The organism is Okeania sp. SIO2B3 (genome assembly GCF_010672525.1).
In the GTDB taxonomy this organism is placed as follows: Bacteria; Cyanobacteriota; Cyanobacteriia; order Cyanobacteriales; family Microcoleaceae; genus Okeania.
This window is the reverse complement of record NZ_JAAHGH010000005.1, coordinates 286,328-311,538: the sequence shown is the minus strand read 5'-3', so window position 1 is coordinate 311,538 and position 25,211 is coordinate 286,328. Positions and strand designations below refer to the sequence as shown.

23 protein-coding genes are annotated in these 25,211 nt (G+C 38.5%); 9 read left to right on the top strand and 14 right to left on the bottom strand.

What is annotated here, in order from left to right; all coding sequences use genetic code 11:
* Positions 1-134: 134 nt before the first annotated feature.
* The 4 genes from F6K15_RS06940 to F6K15_RS06925 all read right to left on the bottom strand — a co-directional run bounded on the left by F6K15_RS06940 (position 135) and on the right by F6K15_RS06925 (position 2,676).
* Positions 135-794: a GNAT family N-acetyltransferase gene (locus tag F6K15_RS06940; RefSeq protein WP_293058804.1), complete on the bottom strand. Its 660-nt coding sequence runs from the start codon at positions 792-794 to the stop codon at positions 135-137.
* Positions 795-956: 162 nt separating this feature from the next.
* Positions 957-1,352, bottom strand: coding sequence for a HEPN domain-containing protein (locus F6K15_RS06935; RefSeq protein WP_293058802.1), 396 nt, complete (start codon positions 1,350-1,352; stop codon positions 957-959).
* Positions 1,349-1,909, bottom strand: a complete 561-nt coding sequence (locus F6K15_RS06930; protein ID WP_293058799.1) for a nucleotidyltransferase domain-containing protein — start codon at positions 1,907-1,909, stop codon at positions 1,349-1,351. Before F6K15_RS06930 ends, F6K15_RS06935 begins: the two co-directional genes overlap by 4 nt.
* Before the next feature lie 212 nt (positions 1,910-2,121).
* The gene (locus F6K15_RS06925; RefSeq protein WP_293058796.1) at positions 2,122-2,676 is read right to left on the bottom strand and encodes a Uma2 family endonuclease; all 555 of its coding nucleotides are present in this window, start codon (positions 2,674-2,676) and stop codon (positions 2,122-2,124) included.
* Positions 2,677-2,930: 254 nt separating this feature from the next.
* Between F6K15_RS06925 and F6K15_RS06920 the strand changes: the two genes are divergently transcribed.
* Entirely contained in the window at positions 2,931-3,230 is a 300-nt protein-coding gene (locus F6K15_RS06920; RefSeq protein WP_293058794.1) for a hypothetical protein, read from the top strand.
* Positions 3,231-3,239: 9 nt separating this feature from the next.
* Here the strand turns inward: F6K15_RS06920 and F6K15_RS06915 are convergent, their stop codons facing one another.
* Positions 3,240-3,932: a transposase gene (locus F6K15_RS06915; protein ID WP_293058791.1), complete on the bottom strand. Its 693-nt coding sequence runs from the start codon at positions 3,930-3,932 to the stop codon at positions 3,240-3,242.
* Positions 3,933-4,027: 95 nt separating this feature from the next.
* Here F6K15_RS06915 and F6K15_RS06910 point away from each other — a divergent pair, with 95 nt between their 5' ends.
* Complete coding sequence (locus F6K15_RS06910) at positions 4,028-4,387, top strand: hypothetical protein (RefSeq protein WP_293058789.1); 360 nt, start codon at positions 4,028-4,030, stop codon at positions 4,385-4,387.
* A 41-nt stretch (positions 4,388-4,428) separates the two neighbouring features.
* On the opposite strand, the gene F6K15_RS06905 is transcribed toward F6K15_RS06910, so the two are convergent.
* Together F6K15_RS06905 and F6K15_RS06900 are read right to left on the bottom strand one after the other, a co-directional pair.
* Positions 4,429-4,611: a hypothetical protein gene (locus F6K15_RS06905; protein ID WP_293058787.1), complete on the bottom strand. Its 183-nt coding sequence runs from the start codon at positions 4,609-4,611 to the stop codon at positions 4,429-4,431.
* A 1-nt stretch (position 4,612) separates the two neighbouring features.
* Entirely contained in the window at positions 4,613-4,783 is a 171-nt protein-coding gene (locus F6K15_RS06900) for a hypothetical protein (protein WP_293058785.1), read from the bottom strand.
* 54 nt (positions 4,784-4,837) lie between these two features.
* Between F6K15_RS06900 and F6K15_RS06895 the strand changes: the two genes are divergently transcribed.
* Positions 4,838-4,960: a hypothetical protein gene (locus F6K15_RS06895; RefSeq protein WP_293058782.1), complete on the top strand. Its 123-nt coding sequence runs from the start codon at positions 4,838-4,840 to the stop codon at positions 4,958-4,960.
* Entirely contained in the window at positions 4,948-5,139 is a 192-nt protein-coding gene (locus tag F6K15_RS06890) for a hypothetical protein (protein ID WP_293058779.1), read from the top strand. Before F6K15_RS06895 ends, F6K15_RS06890 begins: the two co-directional genes overlap by 13 nt.
* 38 nt (positions 5,140-5,177) lie before the next feature.
* Here F6K15_RS06890 and F6K15_RS06885 read toward each other — a convergent pair whose 3' ends face one another.
* Complete coding sequence (locus F6K15_RS06885; protein ID WP_293058777.1) at positions 5,178-11,081, bottom strand: hypothetical protein; 5,904 nt, start codon at positions 11,079-11,081, stop codon at positions 5,178-5,180.
* A 523-nt stretch (positions 11,082-11,604) separates the two neighbouring features.
* Here F6K15_RS06885 and F6K15_RS06880 point away from each other — a divergent pair.
* Together F6K15_RS06880 and F6K15_RS06875 are read left to right on the top strand one after the other, a co-directional pair.
* On the top strand, positions 11,605-12,666 hold the full coding sequence (locus F6K15_RS06880; RefSeq protein ID WP_293058775.1) for a M50 family metallopeptidase: 1,062 nt from the start codon (positions 11,605-11,607) through the stop codon (positions 12,664-12,666).
* Positions 12,667-12,725: 59 nt separating this feature from the next.
* The gene (locus F6K15_RS06875; RefSeq protein WP_293058773.1) at positions 12,726-13,052 is read left to right on the top strand and encodes a PEP-CTERM sorting domain-containing protein; all 327 of its coding nucleotides are present in this window, start codon (positions 12,726-12,728) and stop codon (positions 13,050-13,052) included.
* 364 nt (positions 13,053-13,416) lie between these two features.
* Here F6K15_RS06875 and F6K15_RS06870 read toward each other — a convergent pair whose 3' ends face one another.
* The 4 genes from F6K15_RS06870 to ccsB all read right to left on the bottom strand — a co-directional run bounded on the left by F6K15_RS06870 (position 13,417) and on the right by ccsB (position 19,710).
* A complete protein-coding gene (locus F6K15_RS06870; protein WP_293058771.1) occupies positions 13,417-13,992 on the bottom strand; it encodes a rhomboid family intramembrane serine protease in 576 nt (191 codons plus the stop codon).
* 853 nt (positions 13,993-14,845) lie between these two features.
* Positions 14,846-17,152: a DNA phosphorothioation-associated putative methyltransferase gene (locus tag F6K15_RS06865; RefSeq protein ID WP_293058768.1), complete on the bottom strand. Its 2,307-nt coding sequence runs from the start codon at positions 17,150-17,152 to the stop codon at positions 14,846-14,848.
* Between the two features lie 648 nt (positions 17,153-17,800).
* Entirely contained in the window at positions 17,801-18,130 is a 330-nt protein-coding gene (locus F6K15_RS06860; protein WP_293058766.1) for a KGK domain-containing protein, read from the bottom strand.
* A 524-nt stretch (positions 18,131-18,654) separates the two neighbouring features.
* A complete protein-coding gene (ccsB, locus tag F6K15_RS06855; protein ID WP_293058764.1) occupies positions 18,655-19,710 on the bottom strand; it encodes a c-type cytochrome biogenesis protein CcsB in 1,056 nt (351 codons plus the stop codon).
* A 218-nt stretch (positions 19,711-19,928) separates the two neighbouring features.
* Here ccsB and F6K15_RS06850 point away from each other — a divergent pair, with 218 nt between their 5' ends.
* Positions 19,929-20,117, top strand: coding sequence for a hypothetical protein (locus F6K15_RS06850; RefSeq protein WP_293058762.1), 189 nt, complete (start codon positions 19,929-19,931; stop codon positions 20,115-20,117).
* A 249-nt stretch (positions 20,118-20,366) separates the two neighbouring features.
* Here the strand turns inward: F6K15_RS06850 and F6K15_RS06845 are convergent, their stop codons facing one another.
* Complete coding sequence (locus tag F6K15_RS06845) at positions 20,367-20,498, bottom strand: hypothetical protein (RefSeq protein WP_293058759.1); 132 nt, start codon at positions 20,496-20,498, stop codon at positions 20,367-20,369.
* Between the two features lie 71 nt (positions 20,499-20,569).
* On the opposite strand from F6K15_RS06845, the gene F6K15_RS06840 reads away from it, so the two are divergent.
* The gene (locus F6K15_RS06840) at positions 20,570-21,499 is read left to right on the top strand and encodes a thermonuclease family protein (RefSeq protein WP_293058757.1); all 930 of its coding nucleotides are present in this window, start codon (positions 20,570-20,572) and stop codon (positions 21,497-21,499) included.
* Positions 21,500-22,404: 905 nt separating this feature from the next.
* On the opposite strand, the gene map is transcribed toward F6K15_RS06840, so the two are convergent.
* Positions 22,405-23,172 carry a type I methionyl aminopeptidase gene (gene map / locus F6K15_RS06835; protein WP_293058754.1) on the bottom strand — a complete coding sequence of 256 codons (768 nt, stop codon included), beginning with the start codon at positions 23,170-23,172 and terminating at the stop codon, positions 22,405-22,407.
* A gap of 532 nt (positions 23,173-23,704) precedes the next feature.
* Between map and F6K15_RS06830 the strand changes: the two genes are divergently transcribed.
* Positions 23,705-24,631 carry a glycosyltransferase family 10 domain-containing protein gene (locus tag F6K15_RS06830; protein WP_293058751.1) on the top strand — a complete coding sequence of 309 codons (927 nt, stop codon included), beginning with the start codon at positions 23,705-23,707 and terminating at the stop codon, positions 24,629-24,631.
* The last annotated feature ends 580 nt before the right edge of the window (positions 24,632-25,211 follow it).

Here is a 25,211-nt window from a genome sequence, read left to right as displayed (position 1 = left end):
AAAAACTCTACTTTTTAGGTAACTCTTTCATTGGCGATCGCTTAGTCTTTGTTACCGTTTAAGGAGGAGAAAACGAACGCTTCGATTATAGTTGTACTTGAGAGAAAATTTACCATTAAGCGTACCCAGCTAACTCATACCGCATCCATCAGTCCCCCCTTCCCAAGAGGGGTTAGAGGAGATTCCAAAGGTTCCAATTCTGGCAAAGGTTGGTGCAAGTCTGGTAATTCCTCTTGAGCATCAATGTTATAATGTTTGCAAAACTGAAACGCTTGTTGTTTGAATCCCCATTTTTTCAACAGGGCCTGCATTCCGGTCTGTTCAGCACATACTAATAGGTCGATGTCCGTTACTTTCATTTCCTCCGCTTTGTCTATCCCTGCCTTTGCTAACATTTGAATGGCTTTGGGGTCTCGGTGTTCTGGGTCTAGGTACATTCCTAATATGGAACCGACTCTGCGGGGGATAAAGGGGTTTTCTAGTTCGTGTTGGGGTCGGTATTGTTCGTCCAGGTATGATGGTGGGTTTTCGTCGTAGAAGTAGACGAATAGGCAACCGACAATGGTGGTTTGGTTGTCTTGATGGTATTCCAGGAGGAAGCAGTAGGAGTGGGGTTTGGTTATTTGGAAGGTGACGTATTCGGTGAAGTCAAAGTCTGGTTTGACTTGCATGGCGGGGTCTAGGTGTTCGCGACTGTGGACAAGGGCTTTCCACAGGGGGGCGATGGTGGGTACGTCCTCTAGGGTGGCTAGTCTTTGGGTGTAGTTTTGGGCAATGGTTGTTGGGTTTGTCATGGTTTTTTGTTTGTGGTTGGTTTGAGTTTAATTGGGGAATGTAAATTTTAACAATAGTATTTGTTGTTCTGGAGTCATACGGTTATGCCCTCTGCACGGACGTTGCAGAAAAATCCATTGTGCAAATTTCTATTTGGGTTTTGAGTTTTTGGGAGCGATCGCTTATGGAGAAGAAGGAGGAAGAGAATCAATATTTGCTAAGGCAAAGTTAAGCATTTCTTCAGCACGATCTATTGTCTGGGATGCTTCTGTTTGTGTGATTTGTGCATTTACATCATAATCTGCTTTTAATCGAATGTTTTGAGCGTCAATTAGATAACGATGAAATTCTATTGGCACCCGCTTCGGTCTGGCAAAATTTTGACCAAAACTAGCAATAATTGCAGAGTGGCGAGAATAAGATAACTTTTCTCCTTCTAAAAATGCGGTTGCAATGTAAAACATCCCATAGTAACCACGAGAAGTAGCAGAATCAAAAAATCCTTGGTCTTTTAAAACTCGTGCTGCTTGCAACGTTTGGTCAGCTTTTTCTAGTAGTTTTTGCTGCTTGGGGGTCATACCGGAATTCCCTCTTGCCGAATATTGCGAAATAAACCGCCATCATATTCTTGATACTTTTGAAGTGTCGCAAATACACTGTTAATAACGACGGTATGTTCTAAGCAGATATCAGCAATCAAATAACTAATACGATCGCTTTCTTGGGAGTAGTCAAAAGGATTTTTGAGAACGATGAGAAGGTCTATATCTGAGTCTTGTCTGGCATCACCTCTTGCTTGGGAGCCAAACAGAACTAACTTTTCTAATCGTTCGCCGTAAATATTTTCTAATCCCAAACGAGTTTTAGCAATTATTTCTTTGAGTTGAGGGTGGCGCTCTAGTTTTCCCACTGTTCGACGAATTTCCTCCCAGTCTTTTGCGGTCATTGGTTCGGCGGAGCCTGACTCTATACCCTCTATTAACATGGTTTCCAGTCGTTCTTTGGCTTGGCGTTTTTGCTCTTGCAGGACTAAGTTATTAAAATACTCGCTGGCGTTGCTATAACCGCCGAGTTGTATTTGCTCTTCAATATAGACTCGCTGAGAGTCTGGTAGAGTAATGATTATGCTTTCCATTAGCTGACTCTAGTTGACAAATTGTCAATATTTTACAACATATTTTAGCATTTTATCAAGGTTGTTGGTGGGGCGATCGCTCTTTTCCATTTCAGTTATCAGTGATCACAAAAGAGCTGTCGCCTATTCCATATTTCTTTGGAACCCTTGGTATCTATGGGGGCGAATGGTATCCGCCCCTACATGGTTTTTGAGAAGGGAATCGCTCCTTTTTACTCAAAGACTGGCGGCCAAATTTCTGATATGGGCAGTTCCCAACCGGGTAATAATTCGGGAATAGTCAATGTGTCTTCATTGGTTAAAACTATTGCTTCCCCAGTAGCGCGATATACGGTTACAGTCAAGTTTTTGGGGTCTACTAAAATACTCACCTGAGAGCCTAACTCGATAAATCTTTGCAGTTTTTCGGCTAGAGGTTTAATGTTATCCAATGCTGACCTGACTTCGATAGTTAAGTCGGGAACAATTTCAGCAAAAGCACGGGGAGCTTGACGCATCTTGGCAGCGGGAACAAAGGATACATCGGGACCGCGTAAGTTGCCGTCTGGGAGACGAAAACCTGCGGAAGAACCTGTGACTCGTCCTAATTTGCGTGGGAGTACCCACATATTGAGAAAGGTGATTATTCGAGCGATAATTTCTTCGGAAACATAGTCTGATAATCCCATGATGATAATTTGACCGTCAACTAATTCGGTGCGGTAGTCTAAATGTGCTTCTGTTAGTTGTGTTTGGATTTTTTCTAGGTCTTCAACTGTTAGAGACATAAGGCGGCATCTCCTGTTAATATTTGAGACTGTTCATGGAATTATAGCAGAAAATTGATTGAGATTGCAACAGGTTGCTATATAAAAGAGCGATCGTTTGGGTAGAACAGTTAATAACTAATTATTCTAGGAATATGGAAAAATAAACTTCAGTATTTCCAGCCTCCAGAACCTAAAGATACCGATAACTGATAACTGATGACTGATAACTGAAAGGGGGCGAACGCTACTACGTCGTCTAGGGTTGGTTAGTTTTGGGGGGAGGGGGAGGAGCGATCGCTTGTCGCATCTTTCTGTGGGATGATTGGTATCTATGGGGGCGAATGCCATTCGTCCCTACATGGTTCATGCGATCGCTGTTACGTCCTCTAGGGTTGATTGTCTTTGGGTGTAGGTTGGGGCGATGGTTGTTGTGTTTGTCATGGTTTTTTTGTGGTTGGTTGGTTTTGGGGGAGGGAGCGATCGCTTGTTGCATATTTCTGTGGAATGATTGGTATCTATGGGGGCGAATGCCATTCGCCCCTACATGGTTATTTGGTAGACGATATTTGTAGTTATTGTGATCACCATTTTGAAGGATTATTAGGATGTAATTGATCGATTTTCCATTTTAAAGGATTTTCTATTATGTATTGTCTGAGTTGATTTAATGATGTTTCACTTCTAATAATATGCTCGTAATAATTGCGTTGCCACACCGGAGCAGATGTAGTTAATTGTTCGCCATGATAGCGAATGCGATTAATACGTCTAGTGACAACAGATTTGAATCCTGTCATTAATGACGATATTGAGCGAGGTTTCATCCGTAGGGGCGAACGGCCGTTTGCCCCTACACGGTCATTTGACTCTACATTATGAATGATAGCGATGCCATGTAAATGATTTGGCATAATTACCGAATAGTCTAATTCTATTTCTTGGCGTATTTGTGCCGATCGCTCCCATTCTTCAGCAACTACCTCACCTAGTTGATTTAACTGCATTTTACCGTCAATAATTTCTCCAAATAGAGTCTGACGGTTGTAAGTGCAAATAGTGAGAAAATAGGCTCCAGCTTGTGAATAGTCATAACCTCTGAGGCGAAGCGATCGCCGATGATGTTTGTTATGATCGTAAGACATAAGGTTGATATTTCTTGTTTTTTCCCATTTTATCAGATTTTTGTTTGACTGGAACGATTGGTATCCGTAGGGGCGAATGGCATTCGCCCAGACCAGATGTATTGGGTAAAAAATAATTGTGATGTTGGTCATAGTTTTAGAGTGGGTTTGGGAGAAAGGAGAGATCGCTCTTTGTATATTTTGAGGAAATAATATCCGTAGGGGCGAATGGCATTCGCCCAGACCAGATGTATTGGGTAAAAAATAATTGTGATGTTGTTCATAGTATTAGGGTGGGCTTGGGGGACCAGTCGCCATCGCCGATTCCATATTTTGAGGGAATAATATCCGTAGGGGCGAATGGCATTCGCCCAGACCAGATGTATTGGGTAAAAAATAATTGTGATGTTGTTCATAGTATTAGGGTGGGCTTGGGGGACCAGTCGCCATCGCCGATTCCATATTTTGAGGAAATAATATCCGTAGGGGCGAATGGCATTCGCCCAGACCAGATGTATTGGGTAAACAATGATTGTGATGTTGGTCATAGTTTTAGGGTTGGTTTGGGAGAAAGTCGCGATCGCCTATTTCATATTTTGAGGGAATGATTGGTATCTGTGCGGGCGAATGCCATTCGCCCCTACACATTTCAGGCGATCGCTGTTACGTCCTCTAGGGTTCCTTGTCTTTGGGTATAGGTAGGGCCAATAATTGTTGTGTTTGTCATGTTTTTTTGTGGTTGGTTGATTTTTGGTCTGAGGCCATGGCTGTTTGTATATTTTGAGGGGATAATTGGTATCTGTGCGGGCGAATGCCATTCGCCCCTACACATTTCAGGCGATCGCTGCTACGTCCTCTAGGGTTCCTTGTCTTTGGGTGTAGATTGGGGCAATGATTGTTGTGTTTGTCATGGTTTTTTTTGTGGTTGGTTGACTTTTGGTCTGGGGCCATGGCTGTTTGTATATTTTGAGGGGATAATTGGTATCTGTGCGGGCGAATGCCATTCGCCCCTACACATTTCAGGCGATCGCTGCTACGTCCTCTAGGGTTCCTTGTCTTTGGGTGTAGGTTTAGGCGATGGTTGTTGTGTTTGTCATGTTTTTTTGTGGTTGGTTGGTTTTGAGGAATGGTTTAGGGGCGATCGCTATTGTATATTTCTGTGCAATGATTGGTATCCGTAGGGGCGAATGGCATTCGCCCAGACCAGGTATATTGGGTAAGCAATGATTGTTATGTTGGTCGCGGTTTTGGGGTAGTTTTTGGGGCAAAGGAGCGATCGCTTATTCCATATTTTGAGGGAATAATTGGTATCTGTGCGGGCGAATGCCATTCGCCCCTACCAGGTATGTTAGGTAGGTGATCGCTCTTTTTGGAGGAAAAAGGCGACCGCTTTGTTTTTTATTCAGTTTCAATCGGCGGTGTTCCCTGATTAGGAGGCCGCAAACTATTATAAATCTCCGTACTTAGGAAAAACCATGGTAAAACATCAACTGTAAAGTGTCCTATTTTGCCCAACAAACCATTGGGTGCAATGTAATCTGGCGTTCCTGCTCCCGGCCCACTTTTAATAAGTTTTCCACTTGTTGTATAGGTACACTGCTGGCCTGCTTCATGGCGAAAACTACTTGCAGCTCCTGGATGGAAAAATTGGAGTACTTGTCCAGTAGCTCCATCTGGTTTCCAACCGGAATTCTGCTCAGCGAGTGCCTGAGCTTCCCCATGAGTGTTAGGACAATTTGGTAGTTGTTCATACCAAAACGGTTCACTATCTAGTCCAAGCTCTTTTGCTAAAGATTCATTCTTTTGCTTATAGATGTTTACAGCATTCAAACCACTGTTTATTCCAGAGAGGATACCAATTAAACTATCTTCTTCAATGACACCAACTAAAGCAATACCCAGATTGCCAACTAGCTCTGCATCATGAAAGAACCCAACAACGCTTTCTGTTAATTTGTCTGCTAGAGTGTATCCGATATTCTGACCCAAAGTAGTTAAAGCGTTGAACAAGTTGCTTGTTGCTGATAACCAATCATCATTCTCTATTGCTTGAATTCCAGTGTGAACCATTATGGGAACATTTTGCAAAGAGTTAAGCAACTGATACTGCCAATCCCTTTTTCCTATAATCTCAAGGTTTTCAAGGTTTTGAAGTGCCACGCTTGCAATAGTACCTACCACTTTCAGGAATGCCAAAATATCATCACCTGATTCAGAAGCCTGGTATGCACCATAAGCTCCCTGAGTAACTTTGATAAGCGTATCCTTTCCTGGTATGCTACTGAAACCAACTGCTGTTATTAGGGAGTTAAATATAGCTCCTGACCAATCTCCGTTATAGGCAGATTGTACTACATTCAGCACAGTAACGATGGTTCGTAAGGTAGCTGCGATCGACTTCATGGAAGTTATTGTGGCCGCGCTAACGGCGAGGCTTGCTCCAAGTGTAAGGGCCGCAGCAACAATACTAACCACCAATGTTACTGTACTTAACAACTCATTCCAGAACGCCTTCTTACGAGCTTTTCGTTCTTCTTTTCGTTGTTCGAGGATTTGACCGAGCAAATCTTTGGACTGCTTGGCTAAATCTTGGGAAATATCCACCGCCTGCTCTGCATAGGCAACTTTGGTCAAGGTCTCAATGTACAGAGGATTAATAATCTCCCGTTCCCCAGATAAAGCTTGCGATCGCTGCAACTCCTCAACCATTTCGCGAGACGCAGTTTGCAAATCATTTTCCGCTTTTGCCAACAACTGATTATCCCAAAGTTCCTCTGAGTCTAACTTAGCAATTTCAGTCTGATAATTCTGAATCTGCCCCACTAACCCAGCCGCAGTCTTCAGCAAATTCTCCTGAATATTCTCAGCTTCTTCCCCTTGCAACGCCAGATTAATATCGCCCCTCGCATCAGCCAACAAAGCCTTCACATCATCAGGTAAATCCGGCTGTTGCTGCTCCAAATTCTGCAACTGCCCCAACAACGCCGCCATATCCGACTGCAACTGAGCCGAATTACTACCACCCGCCACAGCATCCAAACCAACATCGGCCCGCACCTCATTCACCGCTTGCCGCAACTCTTCCTCAGCTTGCAACTGCTCCAACTGCTCCAACTTCGCCCGCGCCTCTAAACGCTGACGCTCCAACTCAATCTCCTCTCGTTCCAAGCGCTGCGCCACTTCCTCATCAATATCTGACTGCCGCTGCAACGCAATCTCCTGCTCCAACTGTGCTTGAGCCAGATTCAACCGTTCCAAACTCACCAACTGCACAAAAGTTTGTTCTGTTTGCTCCCGTATCCGAGAAATACCATCTAAACGAGCCTGAGCAACAGCCAACTCCTGCTCCTTGGCTTCCTGTTGTTCCTGGGTTTCATTAATCTGGTCGTTAACCTCTTGCAACGTCTGGGCAGCAGCTTCCTGTTGCTGTTGCAATACCTCTAATTGTGCTTCAGCAGTTTGGCGAATCTCTCCGAAATGGTCTGCTTGCTCTTGAGCTAGTCGCTGCAACTGGCGATGGTTTTGCATCTCCTGATAATACTTATCCGCTAATATCCGGTCTTCAGCTGTTCCCACCCCTCCGGCAGAACTACTGCGCTTATCACCAGCTAAGTCGGTGTAATCCCGGTAATAGATTTCTGCCGCCGTTGCCATATCGTTTTGAGTGGCTACATCTAATAAATGTTGGGCTTCTTCGTTACCCGCAATAGTGGCTGACTGCAACCGTTGCAATATTTGGAATTCTAAATCGTTCACTTCTTGCTGTTTCTGGGCAGCTTCCAAAGTGTAGTTGGCATTCAGTTCTGTTGCCTCCAACAAATCCTTGAGTATCTGCTGTCGTGCCTTAGCAGCTTGCAAATGTTCGTCGTTTTGTGCCAGGAGGTCTGCTTGGAGTTCCTGTAACGGAGCGGTTAATGCCTGACTGCTGGCTTCCGCTTGTTCTGCTAAACGTTGGGCTTCCGCTAAGGCAGCACGAGCATCTGCTAGCTGTTGCTGCAATGCCTCAAAGTTGCTCTCCGGAGTTGTCAGGTAGGCATCTAATAGTCGTTGTTCTGCCAGAATTACTTCGTTTTCTGCGGTCAGCAAGGTGCGTTTTTGGCTGAAAGCTGTTTGCTGTTGTCGCAATACCACTGCTTTATTTTCAATGAGTCCCAAAGCTTCCTGGAGTTGTGCTTGTTTTGTCTGCAACTCCGTTAATTCGCTACCCGTTGCCACGGCAATTTTTTCTGCCAACGCCTCCCCATCAGCTATCAACTGTTGACGCAAATTATCGACTTGCTCGGTTTCGGTATCCAAGGCGACGGTTTGTTGTTCCACCCATTTTTCCGTATCGGCAAGTTTATTTTGCAATTCCTGGGATTGTTTATTGAGGTCGCCACGACGTTCTAATATATCTTCAATGGTATTGATATATTCCGTCGCGTTTTCGTCATGTTCTTGCCACTCAGCTAATACTTTGGCATTGTATTCGTCAGCTTCTTTCTGAGCTTCTGCCAACATTTCTTTTATATCTGGCAACAGTTCCTCTAGTTCTTGCAATTGTTCTTCTGCCACCGGAATTTGTTCCCTGGTAGCTGCGAGTGAGTCCGCTAAATTACGGCTGCTATCGATAGGAGTTTCCGCAGCACTAGCAGCGTTACGAGCATTTGCCCACTGTTCTGCTAGAGGTTGTAAGCGCTCCTGTTGTTGGGATTGGTTGTCGGTCTCTATTAACTGACTTACCGCTTGTTGTCGCAGTTGTTCAGCATATTTGGTGTAGGTATCCCAGACTATCCAGTGATGATCGACGTGGGTGATAGTTACCCAATGCTTTTTCTTCTTACCATACCACTTACGTTTCCAAGTTACGCGAGTCTCAGTCCAAGTCGGACCATTTTTACGACTGCGTTCCCAGTGTTCTGCTGCTCGTTGTTCGTACCAGTCAGCTTGAGCTATAGCAGCAGAAGCTTGAGCGTTGTTTTGTGCTTCTTCTGCCTTCACTTGTGCTAGTAGGGAGCTGTATTCGTTACTTTTCTCTTCGGTTTCAGCTTGCAATAGTTCGATAGCTGTACCATTGTTGGTAGCATTATTGACAAATTCCTCGCGGTATGCTAGAGCTGTGGGTAATTTCAAAGCAGCATCACGGTTTTGAGCTGCTTCTTCGGCGGCGCCTAGTTCATTATTATAGTTGGCCTCAGCAGTAGGATTATGAATCCACCCGTAAACTGGTACAGTCTTCCGGTTCTGACGCCGATGCCCTACCACACCCCAGGTCTGAATCTGAGATTGCCAATGGTTGGCATTATTCTGATGTTGCTGTCGCTGTTGTTCGTACTGTTGCGCTGTTGCCTCATCCTGTTGTTTTTTAGCTTCATACTGCTGCTGATATTCTGCCAATTCTTGAGACTCAACCCCAAAACGTTGGGCAATGGGAGCAATTTCCTCCCACAACTTGGCATCGTTTTCTATCAACTGTTTCAGCTTCTCAATCTCTTGCTTCAGGTGAGTTTCCCCTACTGCAAACTCATCCCGACGGGGCGCAACAACACCCAAGGTCGTAATGGCATCTCGCAAATCTGCCAAATTCCGGTCGCGCTCCCCATCAACATCAGCCAAATTATCCTCTATATACTCAATCAACTCATCAACAGACTGAGACAAATTTTGCTGACCTTCCCCAATTTCCTTAGTTTGCTGATGCCCTTCTTGCAATTGACTCACCCACTGAGTCGCACTTGCCGTCAAATCTGCCCGCACTTGGTCATTGAGTTGAGCATAAGCTAACACCGTATCCTCATTAACCGCTTTTTCTGCTGCCGTCTCAGTTTCCAATTGACGGTTAAGCGCCTCTAACCGTTCATCATTACTATTGAGTTGTTCCCGAATTTCCAACTCCTGCTGTTGTCGGAGATTTTCTAGAGATGCTGTAGCTGCCGTCAGGCGATCGCTCAATGCCGTTACTATTTCCTGATTTTCCTGTTGACGTTGCAATAGATGATTCTGTTGGCCAATAGTTTTGGTAATCAAATCGGTTAACGCTTGACGACTGACTGTATCTGTGGTATTATCTAACTCGCTTTGCCAGTCTGCTATCAAATTTCCTAGAGTATCAGCTTGGGAGCCTAAGTCATTACTGCGGTTTTGCAACTGTTGAATAAATTCATTAACTTTTGCCTCCACTTGAGTAGGGAAGAAATCGACATCAGATTCGGTACCTAAAACGCCAAAGCTAATCAGATGATTCAAGGCGGTTGCCTGCTCTTTGGTGGTTTGAGCTAATTCTACGGATGCGGTTTCTGTTTGCTCAACAGCATTTTGGAAGTCTGCTAATTTGGCGTTTTCTGCCTGTTGCAGAGGTTCTAGAGCAGCAACTAGAGGGGGGATTTGAATTTCGATTTCTGCTGCCTTGGCAGTTAAGTTAGCCACCTCTGGAGTGACTTCTGCCAACTCCTGTTGCTTACTAGCAATATTTGCTGTTTGAGTAGCGATCGCCTCGTTCAGCTCCTCAATTCTATTCTCCGTTTCCTCTATCTGTGGCCAGAGGTCGTTGCGCTGCTGTGCCATCCGCGCTGCTTGCTCCATGTTAGCGCGATATGCTGCTGCTTGTTCGGCATTATACACAAACTGGCTACCATTGGAATACCAAATCTGCTGCCGATGTTGTTGAGCTTGGTTGTAGTAATAAGCTTCGGCGCTGCGCAATGGTTGGTCTTGACTTTGTAAGCTTTGTAACTGTATTTGCTGGTTGCCTAGTTGCAGTTGAGTAAACTGTAAGTCTTCTTGGGCGGTTTCTACCTCGGTTGTGAGTTGCGCTTGTTGCTGTTGAGCTGTGGCAAGTTGAGTTTGAGTATCTGCTAGCTGAGATTGCAACGATAGTAATTGTTCCCGTTGGTTTTCTCCTGCTGTGCGAGTTGCCAACAATTCTTCGGTAGATGCTATTTGGTTATCTAAGGCATTTTGCCAGTTATCTTGTTGGTTTTGATATTCAGTTTCGAGAGCATCTGCTCGGTTAATTAAGTCGAGGCGGTTTTCTAGGCGATCGACTTCGGCGTTAACATGGCGGGCGTATTTTTCCGTCAGTTGAATTTCTTCATATTTGTCTGAGATTTCTAACTCTTTATCCACAATACGTTGGTCTATTTCTGCTAAAGTCTCTTGGAGATATATTTTATCTGAGTTTTCTTTCAGTAGTTGGGCATCTAGCTGTTCTACTTTTTGCTCATTGGCAGTAATATCAGACTCAATGTTGCCGATGTTTTGCTCAATTCCTGCTAGTTGAGATTGCAGATTTTGTAAACCTTTGGGGCTAGCAAAACATTCCACAGAAAAGCTCTTAACTAGAAAAACAGCTAATAACTAAAATTACTAATTACTTAATAACTAAACATAACATAGGTCAGAAAAAAAGTTGTCGAAAATCGACAATATTGATTGAATTAAAAAAAAAATTACTGCTGAAAGTCATATATTGCAAACTATTTCAGTTAGACCAGATTAAATTCGACAGATAAATTTTTGAGGTTTTGTCGAAAATCGACAACAAGCACAAAAAACTATGCCATAATAGACAAAAAATTTTATATCTATCTATGAACAACCTCTAAACTCTAATAGATTGACACAATTAAAATGGGGTGTTAGGACGGATTTTTAAATATCTTTTACAGCTAAAATCTAAGCTGTATAAAGCACCCTACTGGAATTGATTGTTGTTGGGTTACTTTCCTCAACCAAACCTACGCTTGTTCACTAATTAATTGTTCACAAATACATCAGTATCTTCACGGTTTTTTACTGTACAAAACTGCTGAAGAGCAAGTATTTTCTCGATTTAATAAATTTATTTATGCAACTAAAATCAGAGGTGCATTGGATTCAACATCCAGATGGTTATTGGATATTACGCAATCCTGAATATCCGACTTTTCTCCAAGTAGATAATATTGATAAAAATGTCATTTATCTTTTAGGAAAAAGACCAATACCTGCCATTGCTAATAAATACGATTTAACTATCCAAGATATTCAACAACTATTGCAAAAATTGGCAGCAACAGGTATGTTGTCAGGTACGGAACCACCGCCGAAAAATTTCTCTTTGGCGCAAATATTATTTTTCAAAATACCTCTGTTCAAGCCTGATGAATGGTTAACAGAAAATATAGAAAAACTTCGTTGGATTTGGACTAGAGCTTTTGGTTTTTTCCTCTGTTTTTTCCTCGGTCAAACAGTTTTTTTGTGGTTAGCTTATGCCACAGATATTGTTTCTGCTCATCAACAAGTTTGGGGAGATTTTACTACAGCTCCTACTAATTTATTAAAGTTAGGCTTTGCCACTATGTTAGTAATTTTTCTCCATGAATTAGGTCATGCTTTTACTCTGAAACATTTCGGGGGTGTTGTACCGGAAATTGGTTTATTATTTATGTGTTTTATGCCGGGAATGTACACCAATACTTCCGACCAATATTCTTTGGTTAAACGGAAACAAAGAGTTTTAGTTGTAGCTGCGGGGGTAATAGTTCAAATAGTTATTTGGGCGTTAGCTTTGTGGTTATTATTAGCTTCTCCTCCCCAGAGTTTGATGCAGCAAAATAGTTATTTATTGATGAGTGCTGCTCTGGTAACAGTGGTATTAAATCTCAATCCATTAAATGCTTTTGATGGTTATTACTTGTTGGTAGCCATGACAGGAATTAATAATTTGAGGAGGCGATCGCTTGAATTTTATTTCGATTTATTGCGCCGTCAACCTTCGCCTGAAAAAACATCTGACCAAGCCATTTTAGCTATTTATGCTCCTCTTAGTATTATTTATACTGTGTTGGTTTTGGGTTATATGTTGTGGTTAGTTAGCAATTGGATTTGGGAATTTTTACCAGCAATTTCATCTTTTTCTTACTTTTGACTTTGAGGGCAAATGGCATTCGCCCCTACGATTTTTGACTTTCTTTGGAGTATCAATAAATGAAAATTAATCAATTTTTACAAGTAGTTGTGGTTAGCTTAATTATGAGTTTAGGATTTTCTTCCAAGCTTCCTGTAGAAGCTTTTGTCATAAATTATGACGATAATAATCGTAATTTAGCTACCAATAGTAATTCTTCTGGGAGTTCTAGTTTATCGCAATTTTTAACTCAAACATCTGAAGATTCTCAAAATTCTACTATCGACTGTAACCTCATAGATAAAGTTAAAGATTATGCAGGAACACCAGAACCTGCTGTAATTAGCGGGTTATTTTTTGTGTTAGGATTAGGTCTGTGGAGTAAAAGTAGGGGATTCAACAATTAATAATTAATAATTAATAATTAATAATTAACAATTACCTCTCCTTGAAAACGGATAGGATTAACGTGGTAGGGAAAATTTTTTCTTCTCTTGGTCGATTGGATATAGTTAGGTTTCCTCAGCATCCCACCCTTCGGGAAGCTGCGAAGATCGACCGCTTGTTTCTCCTTTAAAGGAGAGGATTGTTATCTTAATTATTCGGTAAGGGAGTAGGGGAGTAGGGGAGTGGAAAAAACTGTCATGTCTGGATAATTAGTGATGAAAAAAAACCAGAACTGTCAGTTGCATCGCTAATATTTTTGTAAGCATTTCCTGCGGACTGCTGCGCAAACAGCTATTAGCTGTCAGCTATCAGCTCAATTCTACTTTAACTATTTTTTTTACGTTTACCCAAAAGTTGAGCTGCTAATATCCCACCCAGAAAACCAAATAAGTGTGCTTCCCAAGAGACATTAGGATCGGAAGGCAAAATACCCCAGATTAAACCACTGTAAAGAAAACCAGCAGTTAAGGCGAATATTACTGATAAAACACTGAAGTCAAATAAACTTCGGAGTAGCAAAAACCCAAAATAACCAAAAATTAATCCACTTGCACCAATATGAATAGAATTAGGGGCACCGAAATACCAAATACCTAAACCACTAACTATTATAGTAACGATACTCACAAAGAAAAAATCACGAACTCCCCGTAACATGATTAACCAACCGAGAATAATTAATGGGGGAATATTAGCTGCTAAGTGACCATAACTGCCATGCAAAAATGGAGCAAAAAAAATACTCGTAAGTCCTGTAGAACTTTGAGGATGAATTCCACCATAATAGTTCAATGTTCCTGCTAAAAGTTCATAATTAATAATTTGTACAATCCAAAGGATAGCAATAAGACTTCCTAAAATCGTTACTTGGGTATTTATTTTTTCAAATAATTTATTCATTGATTTATGATGATAGTTGACTTATTCTTGACTATTTTACAGCAGTTATTAAGTTGATGAGGTACAAAGTTTTATTGCTCTAGGGAACACCGGATCTGGGAACAGGGAACATAAGAATAAATAGTCTGATAACTGGACCTCACGCTTCCTCAAAAGTGATGTAAACTATATAGCAATTCCCAAGAAGCGTGAGGTACGCGCATTCGTTTGTTTTAGGGAATAGAGAATAGGGAAGAGGGAGTAAGAAGTAGTAATTCGGGAAACAGCAAATAGAAAAGAAGAAAAAAACTGTACCTCAAGAACTTGAGAAACACTATAGAACATCTCGCGTTGGTGACTTGAGGTATGATACCAATTTGAAAAAAGAATTTTACGAATAATATCATGTCCGGTAGCATCGGTATTGTAAGCGTGAAGGTAAGGAAGACCGAAGTTGGAAGAAGGAAGAAGCTTTAAGAGAAGGAAAAACCATTAATGGCGCTAGATATTTCCCCAACTTTATACACGCTCCGATACCAACGGACATGATATAATAAGTGCAATAAAAAGATTTTGCAGGAAATGTCCCTTTGACAAAAAAGAGAATTTACGACCTAAAAACTGTTATTAAATCTATTCATTCTGACTCCTGACTCCTAAGAAGTACCCTACCTATATTGTAGCAAACATTTATAAAATTGTTATGATATCATCTCCGGAAAGAGTATGAACAAAAAACTTTCTCTTTTACTACTCTTTCTTCTTATTTCTGCCCTCCTGACTCCACTCCTGGGAGCGGTTAGGGGTGGGTTGACTCCTAAAGAATTAAGATTAAATTCAACAACACCTAGAACATCTTCAATCAATAGCTGATTTATTCCTGATTTAGTTGTTTTTTTCTTTCTCGTTTCCTAGTAGCATAAGCAGATTTTAATATTTTTAAGCGATAAGGGTCAACATTAGTTTGCCAATAAACACGATGACCTTTTATTTCTGTACAATTTTCTTCTAAACATTTGAGCCAACCAATTCGGTTTTGAATATTTTTAAAATTATTTAATAGTCCTCTATCTTCTTCTTGCTGTGTTAGTTTGGCAAATTTTTCATAGTCTGGATAATCTGGTGTTACTAAAGCATCTTTTCTGTGTAAAATTGGCGGATTATATTCATTTGTATAGCTCTGATAACTGACACTTAAATCTCGTAAATCAATGTGCATACTTTTATGCAACATTGGGTGAGCTTCTGTATCAAAGTCGGGATAAAACAAATAGGATATTATCGGTAATTTTGTATGAAATTTAATGATAGTTGCCTCATTTAATCTACCAATTGTACGGTTAGCACAACCTTCATAAAGCCGTAATAACGGATCGAGTTTTGCTACAGCAGAAACATGAACTAACAGAGAGTTAGAAAATTTATAACCAATAGAACTATTTTTACAACATTTACTAATAAGTTCAGAATTGCCCAAACTAAATAACATTAAATCCGCTAATGTACAGCCTTGAGTGTAACTACCAAATAAAGCTTTAATATCATTTCTGACTACTTCTGCTAATTGGGAAAACTTAGGACGATTTCCAAATTTAGTTAAAGCTAAATATACTAACAAATCTTGGCGACGTTTATCAGTTATCTGGTCCCATTCTACAGAATCTGTAGCTTGCAAAATTACTCGAAATGCACGACGAAAACTACCAAATTCTGCAATTAAATCTGCCTCTTCAGCAATTTCTCCTCTGACCGGAAGACGACCGCGATCGCTCATAAAGTTCATCAAAGGAATAAGTTGTTCTTCATAATCTACAAATTTCTGATTTTTGCAGTTAATTCTAGGTGTAGATAAACGAGTTTTTAATCGAGATGCTCGGAAGTTTTGCCCCTGTTTTTCATCTTTAAATACCAAGAAAATACCCAAATCTATAGGGATAGAATCTACATTTAAAACTTGGTCAATATAAGATTTTAATTCTTCTTGTTCATAATATTTCTGAAAAGTATTACGAGATGTAATTATGCCATCTCCATAAGCAAGTTTATTCTTGGTTTTCTGGTCATTAATTAATACCATAGCGGAAACAATTAAAACCTGTTTAGTCAATCCCCAAGCTTTAATCAAAGCTTCCCTACGTTCTGCTAAAGATTCAATTACATTAATTACATAACCAAGATTGACAACATCAGCAGCAATACAACTATTATTGGGCGAATAATAGGGGTCCCATCCTGCACTTTGATAACCTTTTTGAGCAATATGTTGAATATCCCCACCGTGACCACAACCATAATCAAAAAAGGTTGTACCTTCTGTAAAGAGATTTGCTTCTAAACCCAAACGTACTGGTTTAGAAATTTTTTTACGAACCATCGCTGCTTTGTGGCGTTCTATTTTGGGAATTGGTATTTCAATAGTATGTTGAATTACATGATGGTCTTTAATTTCAATTCCATGATTTTTTAGGTGTGTGAACCATCCTTGGCGAGTGCCAATTAAACGAGTATTATCTAACAGTCCTAATTTCACTTCAGCACTGGTCAGTTTAGCAAATTTTTTGTAGTGGGGATAGTCAGTATTCACAAAGGTTTCTTTGCGATGCAGCACAGGGGGGTTTTTACTATTTTGGTAGTTTCTATACTCAACTTTTCCACTATTCATGTTGATGGAAATGCTAGTTTTTAAAGCTGGATGAGGGTCGGTGTCGAAGTCTGGATAGTGGAGATAAGAAATTGTGGGTTTATCAAAGTTAAACTTAATTAATGTGGTCGTTTTTGCATCAGCTTTCTGCTGAGAAGTTGCTTTGAAATATAAACGATGAGCTAAATTTTCGTAGAGTTGTAGTAAAGGATGAAGTTGTGCTAAAGCAGAGATATGAATATAAAAAGCGGTTGGTAATTTTTTGCCTATTTTGCTTTGTTTACAGTATTTTTTTATTGCACCAGATTGGTAAATTTCTAGGAATATCTGGTTAGCATATTCACAGGCAGATTGATAAGTAAAAAAATACTTTCTTATCCCATCTATAATTGTCTGAGGCAGGTCTGTTTCTAATTTGATTTTGGGTAATATTTGGAAGTCTTCTATATTTAAAGCCAGATATAGTAAAAGTTCTGAGCAACGTTTTTCTTGAAAATTTTGTTCATTTTCCATTGCTAAAATATCTCTAATGGTAAGCATTCAGCCGTCAGCTATAAGCCAGCCTCCTAGGTCGGAACTGCGAACTTCAGCTATTGCTTTTAATTTTAGATCAAAGCTTTACTAATTTAGTCAGAATTTATACTTGCTATAAAAGCTGACTGAAACAGTCTATATTCATTAAAACCCTCTCATAAGAGCTGAGAACTCAGAGTTCATAGCTGTTTGCGCAGCATTCCGCAGGAAATGCTTACCTCTAATGTCATAAGTGTTAAGTTTTAGGTGCTAGGTGTTATACCAATTTTATGTGAGGTGGCACAGAATTATTTTTTCCTTCTTCCTTCTTCAATAACTTATCTATCTCGATCTACAGTCAACCTCGATATATTTTTCTATGCAACTTCTGATGAATTTGGTATTAAACTACAAAATATTTGTTTTCTGCTCCCTGTTACCTTTTGCCTTTGTCTAATTAATAATTAATTAGATATCTGGTAGAAAATAAACAAGAATTTTATTTAACCAATTGATAGTAAATAAATAGAGTTTTAAAACTCACAAAATAAATCATTTTTCGTATCTTTATTTCTCAAAGTATCTTGCCTATTCCCTGTTCCCTACCCCAGAAAAAAATTTATACCTTTTTCCAGCCTATGTCTATTATTAATTGTTGAAAAAATTACTTTAATATTAACTCCACATTCCTACATTCTGTGGCTGTTCATCAGAAGTTAATATGGGGTAAGCTGAGGGTTGAGAAGTAGGAACGACAGCTTCAGATAACTCTTTTTCAGTTTCTGTGAAAAATTCTAAACGAAATTTTACTTTTCCTTTTCTCCAATAATCACCAGGTCTTAATAATTGACATTCTAGCCCTTCTTCAAATAAATTTTCCGACTCCAACCTAGCTAAAATCATCGTTATATATTCACTGACTTGAAATGTACATTGAAACATTAAAAGACTAGCACTTGTAGACAAAACATCATCATTATTTAGTAAAGTCACTTCAGTTTCCATATTTAATTACCGAATAATTAAGGTTTAAAGCCTCTCCTTTAAAGGAGAAATAGCGGTCGTTTGCGGAGCATTCCGTAGGATGGGATGGCGAAGAAACCTCGCCAGATCCAATCGACCAAGAGAAGAAAAAATTTTCCTTTGAGTCTTACCTCTTCTTTTCAAGGAGAGGTAATTATGAATTATGAATTATTAATTATTAATTGTTGAACCTAGATTTATCCCCATTACCACTCAGATTTTTTGTTTGCTAATCTTACCTTGATAATTAATATAATTAACCCACAACAAGAATTAATTTCTATGCTTAACTAGCTTTTAGCTTTTAGCATTTCCTGACGGAATGCTCCGCAAACAGCTAGTCTCCTTCGGAGGAAATGCGTTAACAGCTTTTAGTAGCTCTGGTTTAAACCCCCGGTTTATATAAACCGGAAGGTGCGCGGAGGGGTAAAAGTCCCCTTCTAAACGTTTACTGCTGACTGCTGACCGCTTTTTTAAAATTCATGTTGTACGCCATTAAAACTTAACTAAAAAAACCATCCATAGGAGTGTAAACCTTTACCCAAAAGATTGACCCCTAAATAACATACCCAGACTACAAAAAATCCAGTAGCAGCCAAAATAGCAGGTCGTCGTCCTTGCCATCCTTTAGTAATACGGGCGTGGAGATAGGCAGCAAATACCAACCAAGTAATTAAGGCCCAAGTTTCCTTCGGGTCCCAACTCCAATAGGAACCCCAAGCTTCATTAGCCCAAACTGCTCCAGCAATAATCCCAATAGTCAGCAAAGGAAATCCTAAGCCAATAATACGATAACTAATGTTATCTAAAGTTTGAGCAATACTCAAACGTTGAGGAGAAAGAGTTACTTCTGTCTCCACTGCTTGAGTAGGTCTGGCCATTTCTAAGACGGCAGTTTGACTGTGGCCATTTGTTATAGATAGAGGAGAAGATTGATAGTTTTCCTCAATTTCGTTCAGACTAGCTCCCTCTGTTTGAAGTTGCAAATTTTTTGAGAGCTTCACAGAATAATTATTTCTTCCAGAACGAGTGCCAAAGGAACTGCCACTAAGTTCTACTTTTTGGCCACTGGTAACAATAAGAAAAGCGATCGCCAGTAAAGACCCCACCATCAAAGTTGCATAACTTAACATCATGACACTGACGTGCATCATCAACCAATTAGATTTTAGAGCAGGCACAAGAGGTTCTGATAACTGCATACCCGAGGGCAAAGTTAAGGCAGCAAAAGCAGTAATACCCATTGCCAAGGGAGATGTAAAAACTCCCACCAGGCGACTTCCACTCATATTTTCAGCTATGAGGTGAATAGTAGTAAGTCCCCAAGCCAGGAAAAATAGAGATTCATACAAGTTGCTAATGGGGAAATAGCCAGCTTCTAGCCAACGTGCCCCCAATAGCGTTGCAATGCAAAGATTAGAGACCGCCATTCCGGTAGAACCCAAGACCGAGAGATAGGGGATACTAGGAAAAGTGGCACCAACCCAATAAATTAGCATTGTGGCAAACAAGATGGCAAACGAGATATTGTCCAATGAATTTTGGAGTTTGACTAGATCCATTTATTTTTCTCCAATGATGTATTTCTGTTAACATTCTCGATCCTAACGACTATTGGCAAGGTTAAGAAAATATCAAATATTTTAGTATAGCTATCTGTAGATCGATATTGAATATTAATCCAAAATAATAATCACCCAATAGGATGAACCAGCTGAAGGATGTGGTTTTTCAGGAGTTAGGAGATGATGAAATTGTAGACCATTAGGGGTATTGAATTATGCATCATCTCAACTTCAGCCAAATCAATACTAGAAACAAAGAAGTTTATTGTCAGCTGTCAGAAGCAATTTATTTATTAGATATAGCAAAGCAAGCATCAGAAGATGCCACAGCTCTTCATTCTATTCAAACAACTATTGAACAATTAATTAATTTACGAAATCGTATTGGTGCAGGAGAGCTTTGAGTCTATAAAATAGCTCTAAAATGTATTTGAGGACAGCAATTAGTTATTTAATTTTGGTAGACTAAGGCAGAGATTTATGTGATTGTATAACAAGCTTAAAATCATTCCTGCCTTCCTCATTTTTATCTTTTATCTTACTTTTACTTAATAAATTTATTCTAGATATTTATTATTGGTAACTGCTGAAAAATTATAGCATAAGTTAAGCGTCTCGAAATATATCCTGAAAAAGAGTTGATCAAATTCATTTTAGACAGCTATATTGATCATTTGTATTTCTTTTTCAATATTTTTTCCTTCTTCCCTCTTCCTTCCTCCCTCCTCCCTCTTCCTTCTTCCTTCTTCCTTCTTCCTTATTTCTATCAATATCAACTTATACATTTACTTTTTTACAGATTCAATGTACAATTTTATGTTATTTTAGTTAATCAAAAAAATAATATCGATCGCTGATGATGAAATCTCAAATTTTAACTAATAAAAAAAAAGGCACAACAATTCAAAATCTTCAAGTTACAAAAGTAGTTGATGGTGACACAATCAAAGTTTTATTAAATGATAAACGAGAATTTATCAGAATGGATTATGTTGATGCTGAAGAAAGCTATTCTGAATATTCCAAACCAGTTACAGACATGGGTAAAGCTGCATCAGAAATGGCAATAAAATATTTCATATTACCTGACGGTGAACTTGCCCAAGTCGATCTTGAATTTGATACAGACGACCCTGTAGAAAATTGTTTAGAAAAATATCGCGACCATCAAGGTCGCTTAATAGCTTATGTAAAAAAAAATGGAGAAAATTTTAATATTAAACTAATTAGAGAAGGCTGGAGTCCTTATTTTATTAAATATGGAAATTCTAGACTTTATCATCAAGAAATGATAGCTGCAGAAATAGAAGCTCAAGCTAATAATCTTGGTGTTTGGAACCCTCAAGTAAATCGAGGTAAACGTAAAAGAAATTATAATTTGCTAGTACCTTGGTGGTCATTAAGAGCTTCTATTGTAGATAATTATCGTACCTATGGAATAGCTTCTGGAGTTCTAGAAGTGAGATTAGATTTTCCCAAGATTTTAGCAGCAGCAAGAGCGGAAGAATATGTAACAGTTTTCTATGATTTACAAGGAGGAGTTTCTAAGTGGTTAGATAATGGTGCTTTAATTTATGATGGAACTAAAGACCACCGTTTAAAATTATGGATTCCAAATACTAATACTGAAGAAATGAAGCCTTTATTACAACTATTAAAAAATCGTTACTTTGGTTTAGGTAGAGGATATGTTTATATTACTGGGCAACTACATATGTATAGAGATAAACCAGAAATTATTCTTTCTGAAATAAACCAATTATCAGATTTTCCACCTACAGTATGAGGGCGATGAAAACTATTATTTTAAGCATTCAGCCATTAGTTTATGGTCATTTCAGTTATCAGTTAATAGTTAACAGTACCTCCGACTGTTTGCGCAGCATGACCTAGGAAAGCAGGAGGCTTGAAATACTTAATTTTCTTTTCTCTTGGTCAAGTAAGATGCTTGAATATTATCTTTTACTTACTCACATTTAAGCGCTTTTAAAATTTTAGGATTACTAATTTACTTGACTGGGTATAGAAGTTTAAGAAATAAGCACATTCATTAAAAAAATTAGCAAAATTGACCGCTAATAGCTGTTTGCGCAGCAGTCCGCAGGAAACGCCTAAAATATTCTTCAACTGTTATTAACCGTTCAGAAAAATTTTTATCTCATAGACATCTCCAGAAAATAAACTTGCTCTTTATTTAAGATAAGCTAGAGTTGTAAAAGTCACTGAAAAATTATTTTTCGTAATCTTTGGCCGTGAAAATCTATTCCTTGTTCCCTTTTCCCTGTTCCCTAATGTGTGCAAAAAGTCTATGTCTTTTTAACCAGAGGTCTAATACCAATTTGATAAATGTTTGCTACAAATAGTTAGGCTATTTCTTAGGAGTCAGTCCTCAGTCCTCAGAAGTCGTATGGGAATAGTTTCAATACCAATTTTGAGCTAATAAATTCTATTTTTTGTCAAAGGGAGACCTCCTACATTTGTCTTTTTCTCATACTTATTATGCGTAACATTTTTTTTTCAAAATGGTATAATAATTCTTATTTACCGAATAATTAAGGTTTAAAGCCTCTCACTCGCTGTGGAGAAACAAGAAAAAATTTTCATAATTAGTCAATCCTCTTCATTTTCAAGGAGAGGTAATAATTAATTATTAATTATTAATTATTAATTATTAATTATTAATTGTTGAACTTAGCCTTCATATTGAGTTAATATTTCTACCCCTGTTTCAGTAACAGCAACAGTATGCTCAAATTGTGCAGATAATTTACCATCCTTAGTAATAGCAGTCCAACCATCCTTAAGTACCTTTGCTTCCCAGGTACCTTCATTAATCATAGGTTCAATAGTAAATACCATTCCAGTCCGCAACTTTGTCCCTTTTCCTCTAGTACCATAATGAGGAATTTGTGGTGCAGTGTGGAAAATATTACTCACACCATGACCAACAAAATCTCTAACTACAGAAAAACCTTCTGCTTCAGCATATTCTTGAATAGCAGCTCCAATATCCCCAATTTTATTTCCAGGTTTAACTTCAGCAATGCCTAAATACATAGATTTTTCTGTAACTTCAACTAATTTTTTAGCCAATGGAGAAGGTTCACCTACGAAAAAAGTTTTAGAAGTATCCCCATGATAACCATCAAGAATTGGAGTCACATCAATGTTAATAATATCTCCCTCTTTTAAAATTTGTTTTTTGTTAGGAATACCGTGACAAACTACCTCATTAATACTTGTACAGATAGACTTAGGAAAACCATGATAACCAAGGGGAGCGCTACGAGCGCCATGAGCTTGCGTCCAACGTTCTGCTTCTTCATCTAATTCCAGAGTGCTTACCCCAGGCTTGACAAAAGGTTCAAGATGATGTAGTAGTTCTGCTGCCAAGCGTCCTGCCCGACGCATTTTTTCTATTTCTCTTTTTGATAATAAAACGATAGTTTCAGTTGCCATTGGTTGTTTGATTAATCCTGCAAGCTATACGGTTGATAGACATAGCTTACTTTAGCATATAAATAGCGACGGAGTCCTCAGGAGTCAGGAGTTCAGAATATAAAAGGATTTTTATGAGAAAGAGAGAGTAGTTCAATAATGAATAATGAATAATGAATAATTAATAATTAATAATTACCTCTTCTTGAAAAGAAGAGGATTGACTAATCATGAAAATTTTTATTTACAGCGCTTTTCAGATTGATAAACCACATCGCTACAACCAAAACCCTGTAAGGGCGCCATTCGGAGCTTTGCGTTAGCAAATGCCATTCGCCCCTACTGTGGTTTACCCAAATGAAAACTGCTGTATTATCCCCTTAAAAGGGGAGGCTTTAAACCACAATTTTTCGGTAATAGGGAGTAGGGAAAGATTTGCCCTGTATAGACAGGATAGTTTTTTTGCACGCTATTCAACCGGATTCTATATAACTCAATATTTGCTCACCATACTAGCGCGTCCAGATTAAAATTGCAGGTAAAAAAAAGAGAAATGATCGAAATTTTTAAAGTAGATAATATGGAGTATACTCCTTTTATTCGGCAAGTTGAAAAATTTGCTGGCGATGAAATTGTGTTTAGCGATCAAGCAGAAGATTGTGATGTATTTGTAGCTAGATTTTTTCAAAAATTAAAACCTTTGATTCTTCAGTATGGTTCGTCTAAAAAATACCTAGTTTGGACTCACGAACCAAGGTTTGATACTCATTTTAATCACAAAGTATCCTGGAAAGGAGTAGATGTACATATAATGAACATTTACACGGGGGATATTTATTTGAATAATTATTACTTTTTTTGGCGAGAAAATATATGTAAAATACCAGATTATCAAGTTGAAAAGTTTGGTAGGGAAAAACATAAAAAGATTGCAGCTTTAATCAAAAATTGTAATTGGAATACATCCTTGATTTGTAATGGACGGGAATTAGATTTATATGAGTTAAGAAAAAAAATTGCTTTACAGGGTTATCAGTTAGATAAAATTGATATTTATGGCAAAGGATGGCAAGAAAATATTGTTATAGAAAATTCTCGTTCAGGAAGATGGCAAGAAAGAAAAATAGAGATATTGCAAAAATATCATTTTAATCTCTGTTTTGAAAATACTATTGCTGACTACTACTGTACAGAAAAAATCTGGGATGCTATCATCAGTGGCTGTCTTCCTATTTATTATGGGGGAAAAAATAGCACGATTTATGAAGATTTTGAAAAAAATAGTTTTTTAGACTATACCGAGTTTAGAGATAGCAATGAATTATTTGAATATGTAGAAAAAATGAGTATAGATGAATTTAATCAACGGTTGAATCTCTGTATTCAAACATTCAATAAAACTTATGAAAAAGTCAAACAAATGAATCGAAAGAAACAAGTAGTTAAAAATATAGTACAAAAACTTAAAGAAATTATTTAGGGTTTACAGATCAAATCTCAAAGCATTTACAGATAAAGGCAAGTGCCTTTAAAGAGTAGAAAAATGCCTGGTCTCACGTTGAAAACGTTCAAAAAATCAGCATAAAAGGCAGAATTATAGCATAACAATTCCTCTGAAAATTGTTCCGACTATCTCCTAATTAATTCCTCGTTTCTCCTAATGCCAATTTGAAAAAAGAATGCTATACTTCAGTTGTAATTAAATTATTAAGTAATACCAATTTTATAAATTTTTGCTACAAAAATTTAGACTATTTATAGTAGTCAATAATCAATAGTCAGTAGTCAGTATAAGTAGCTTTTATTATCATTTTTTGCCATGAAAAAATCTATTAAGCGTAAATTTGTATCTGACTTAAACTACTTTAGTTGACTAAACTATTCGTAATATCATGTCCGGTAGCATCGGTATTGTATAGCAAGGATAGAGAACATCGGAGCTGGGAACAGGGAACAGTCAGGAATACTTAAGAGCAAGAAAAAAACTTAAATTTCCTGTAGATATTCACCTTTGGGTTTACACAAACGATACCAGCGGACATGATATAAAATTCTTTTTT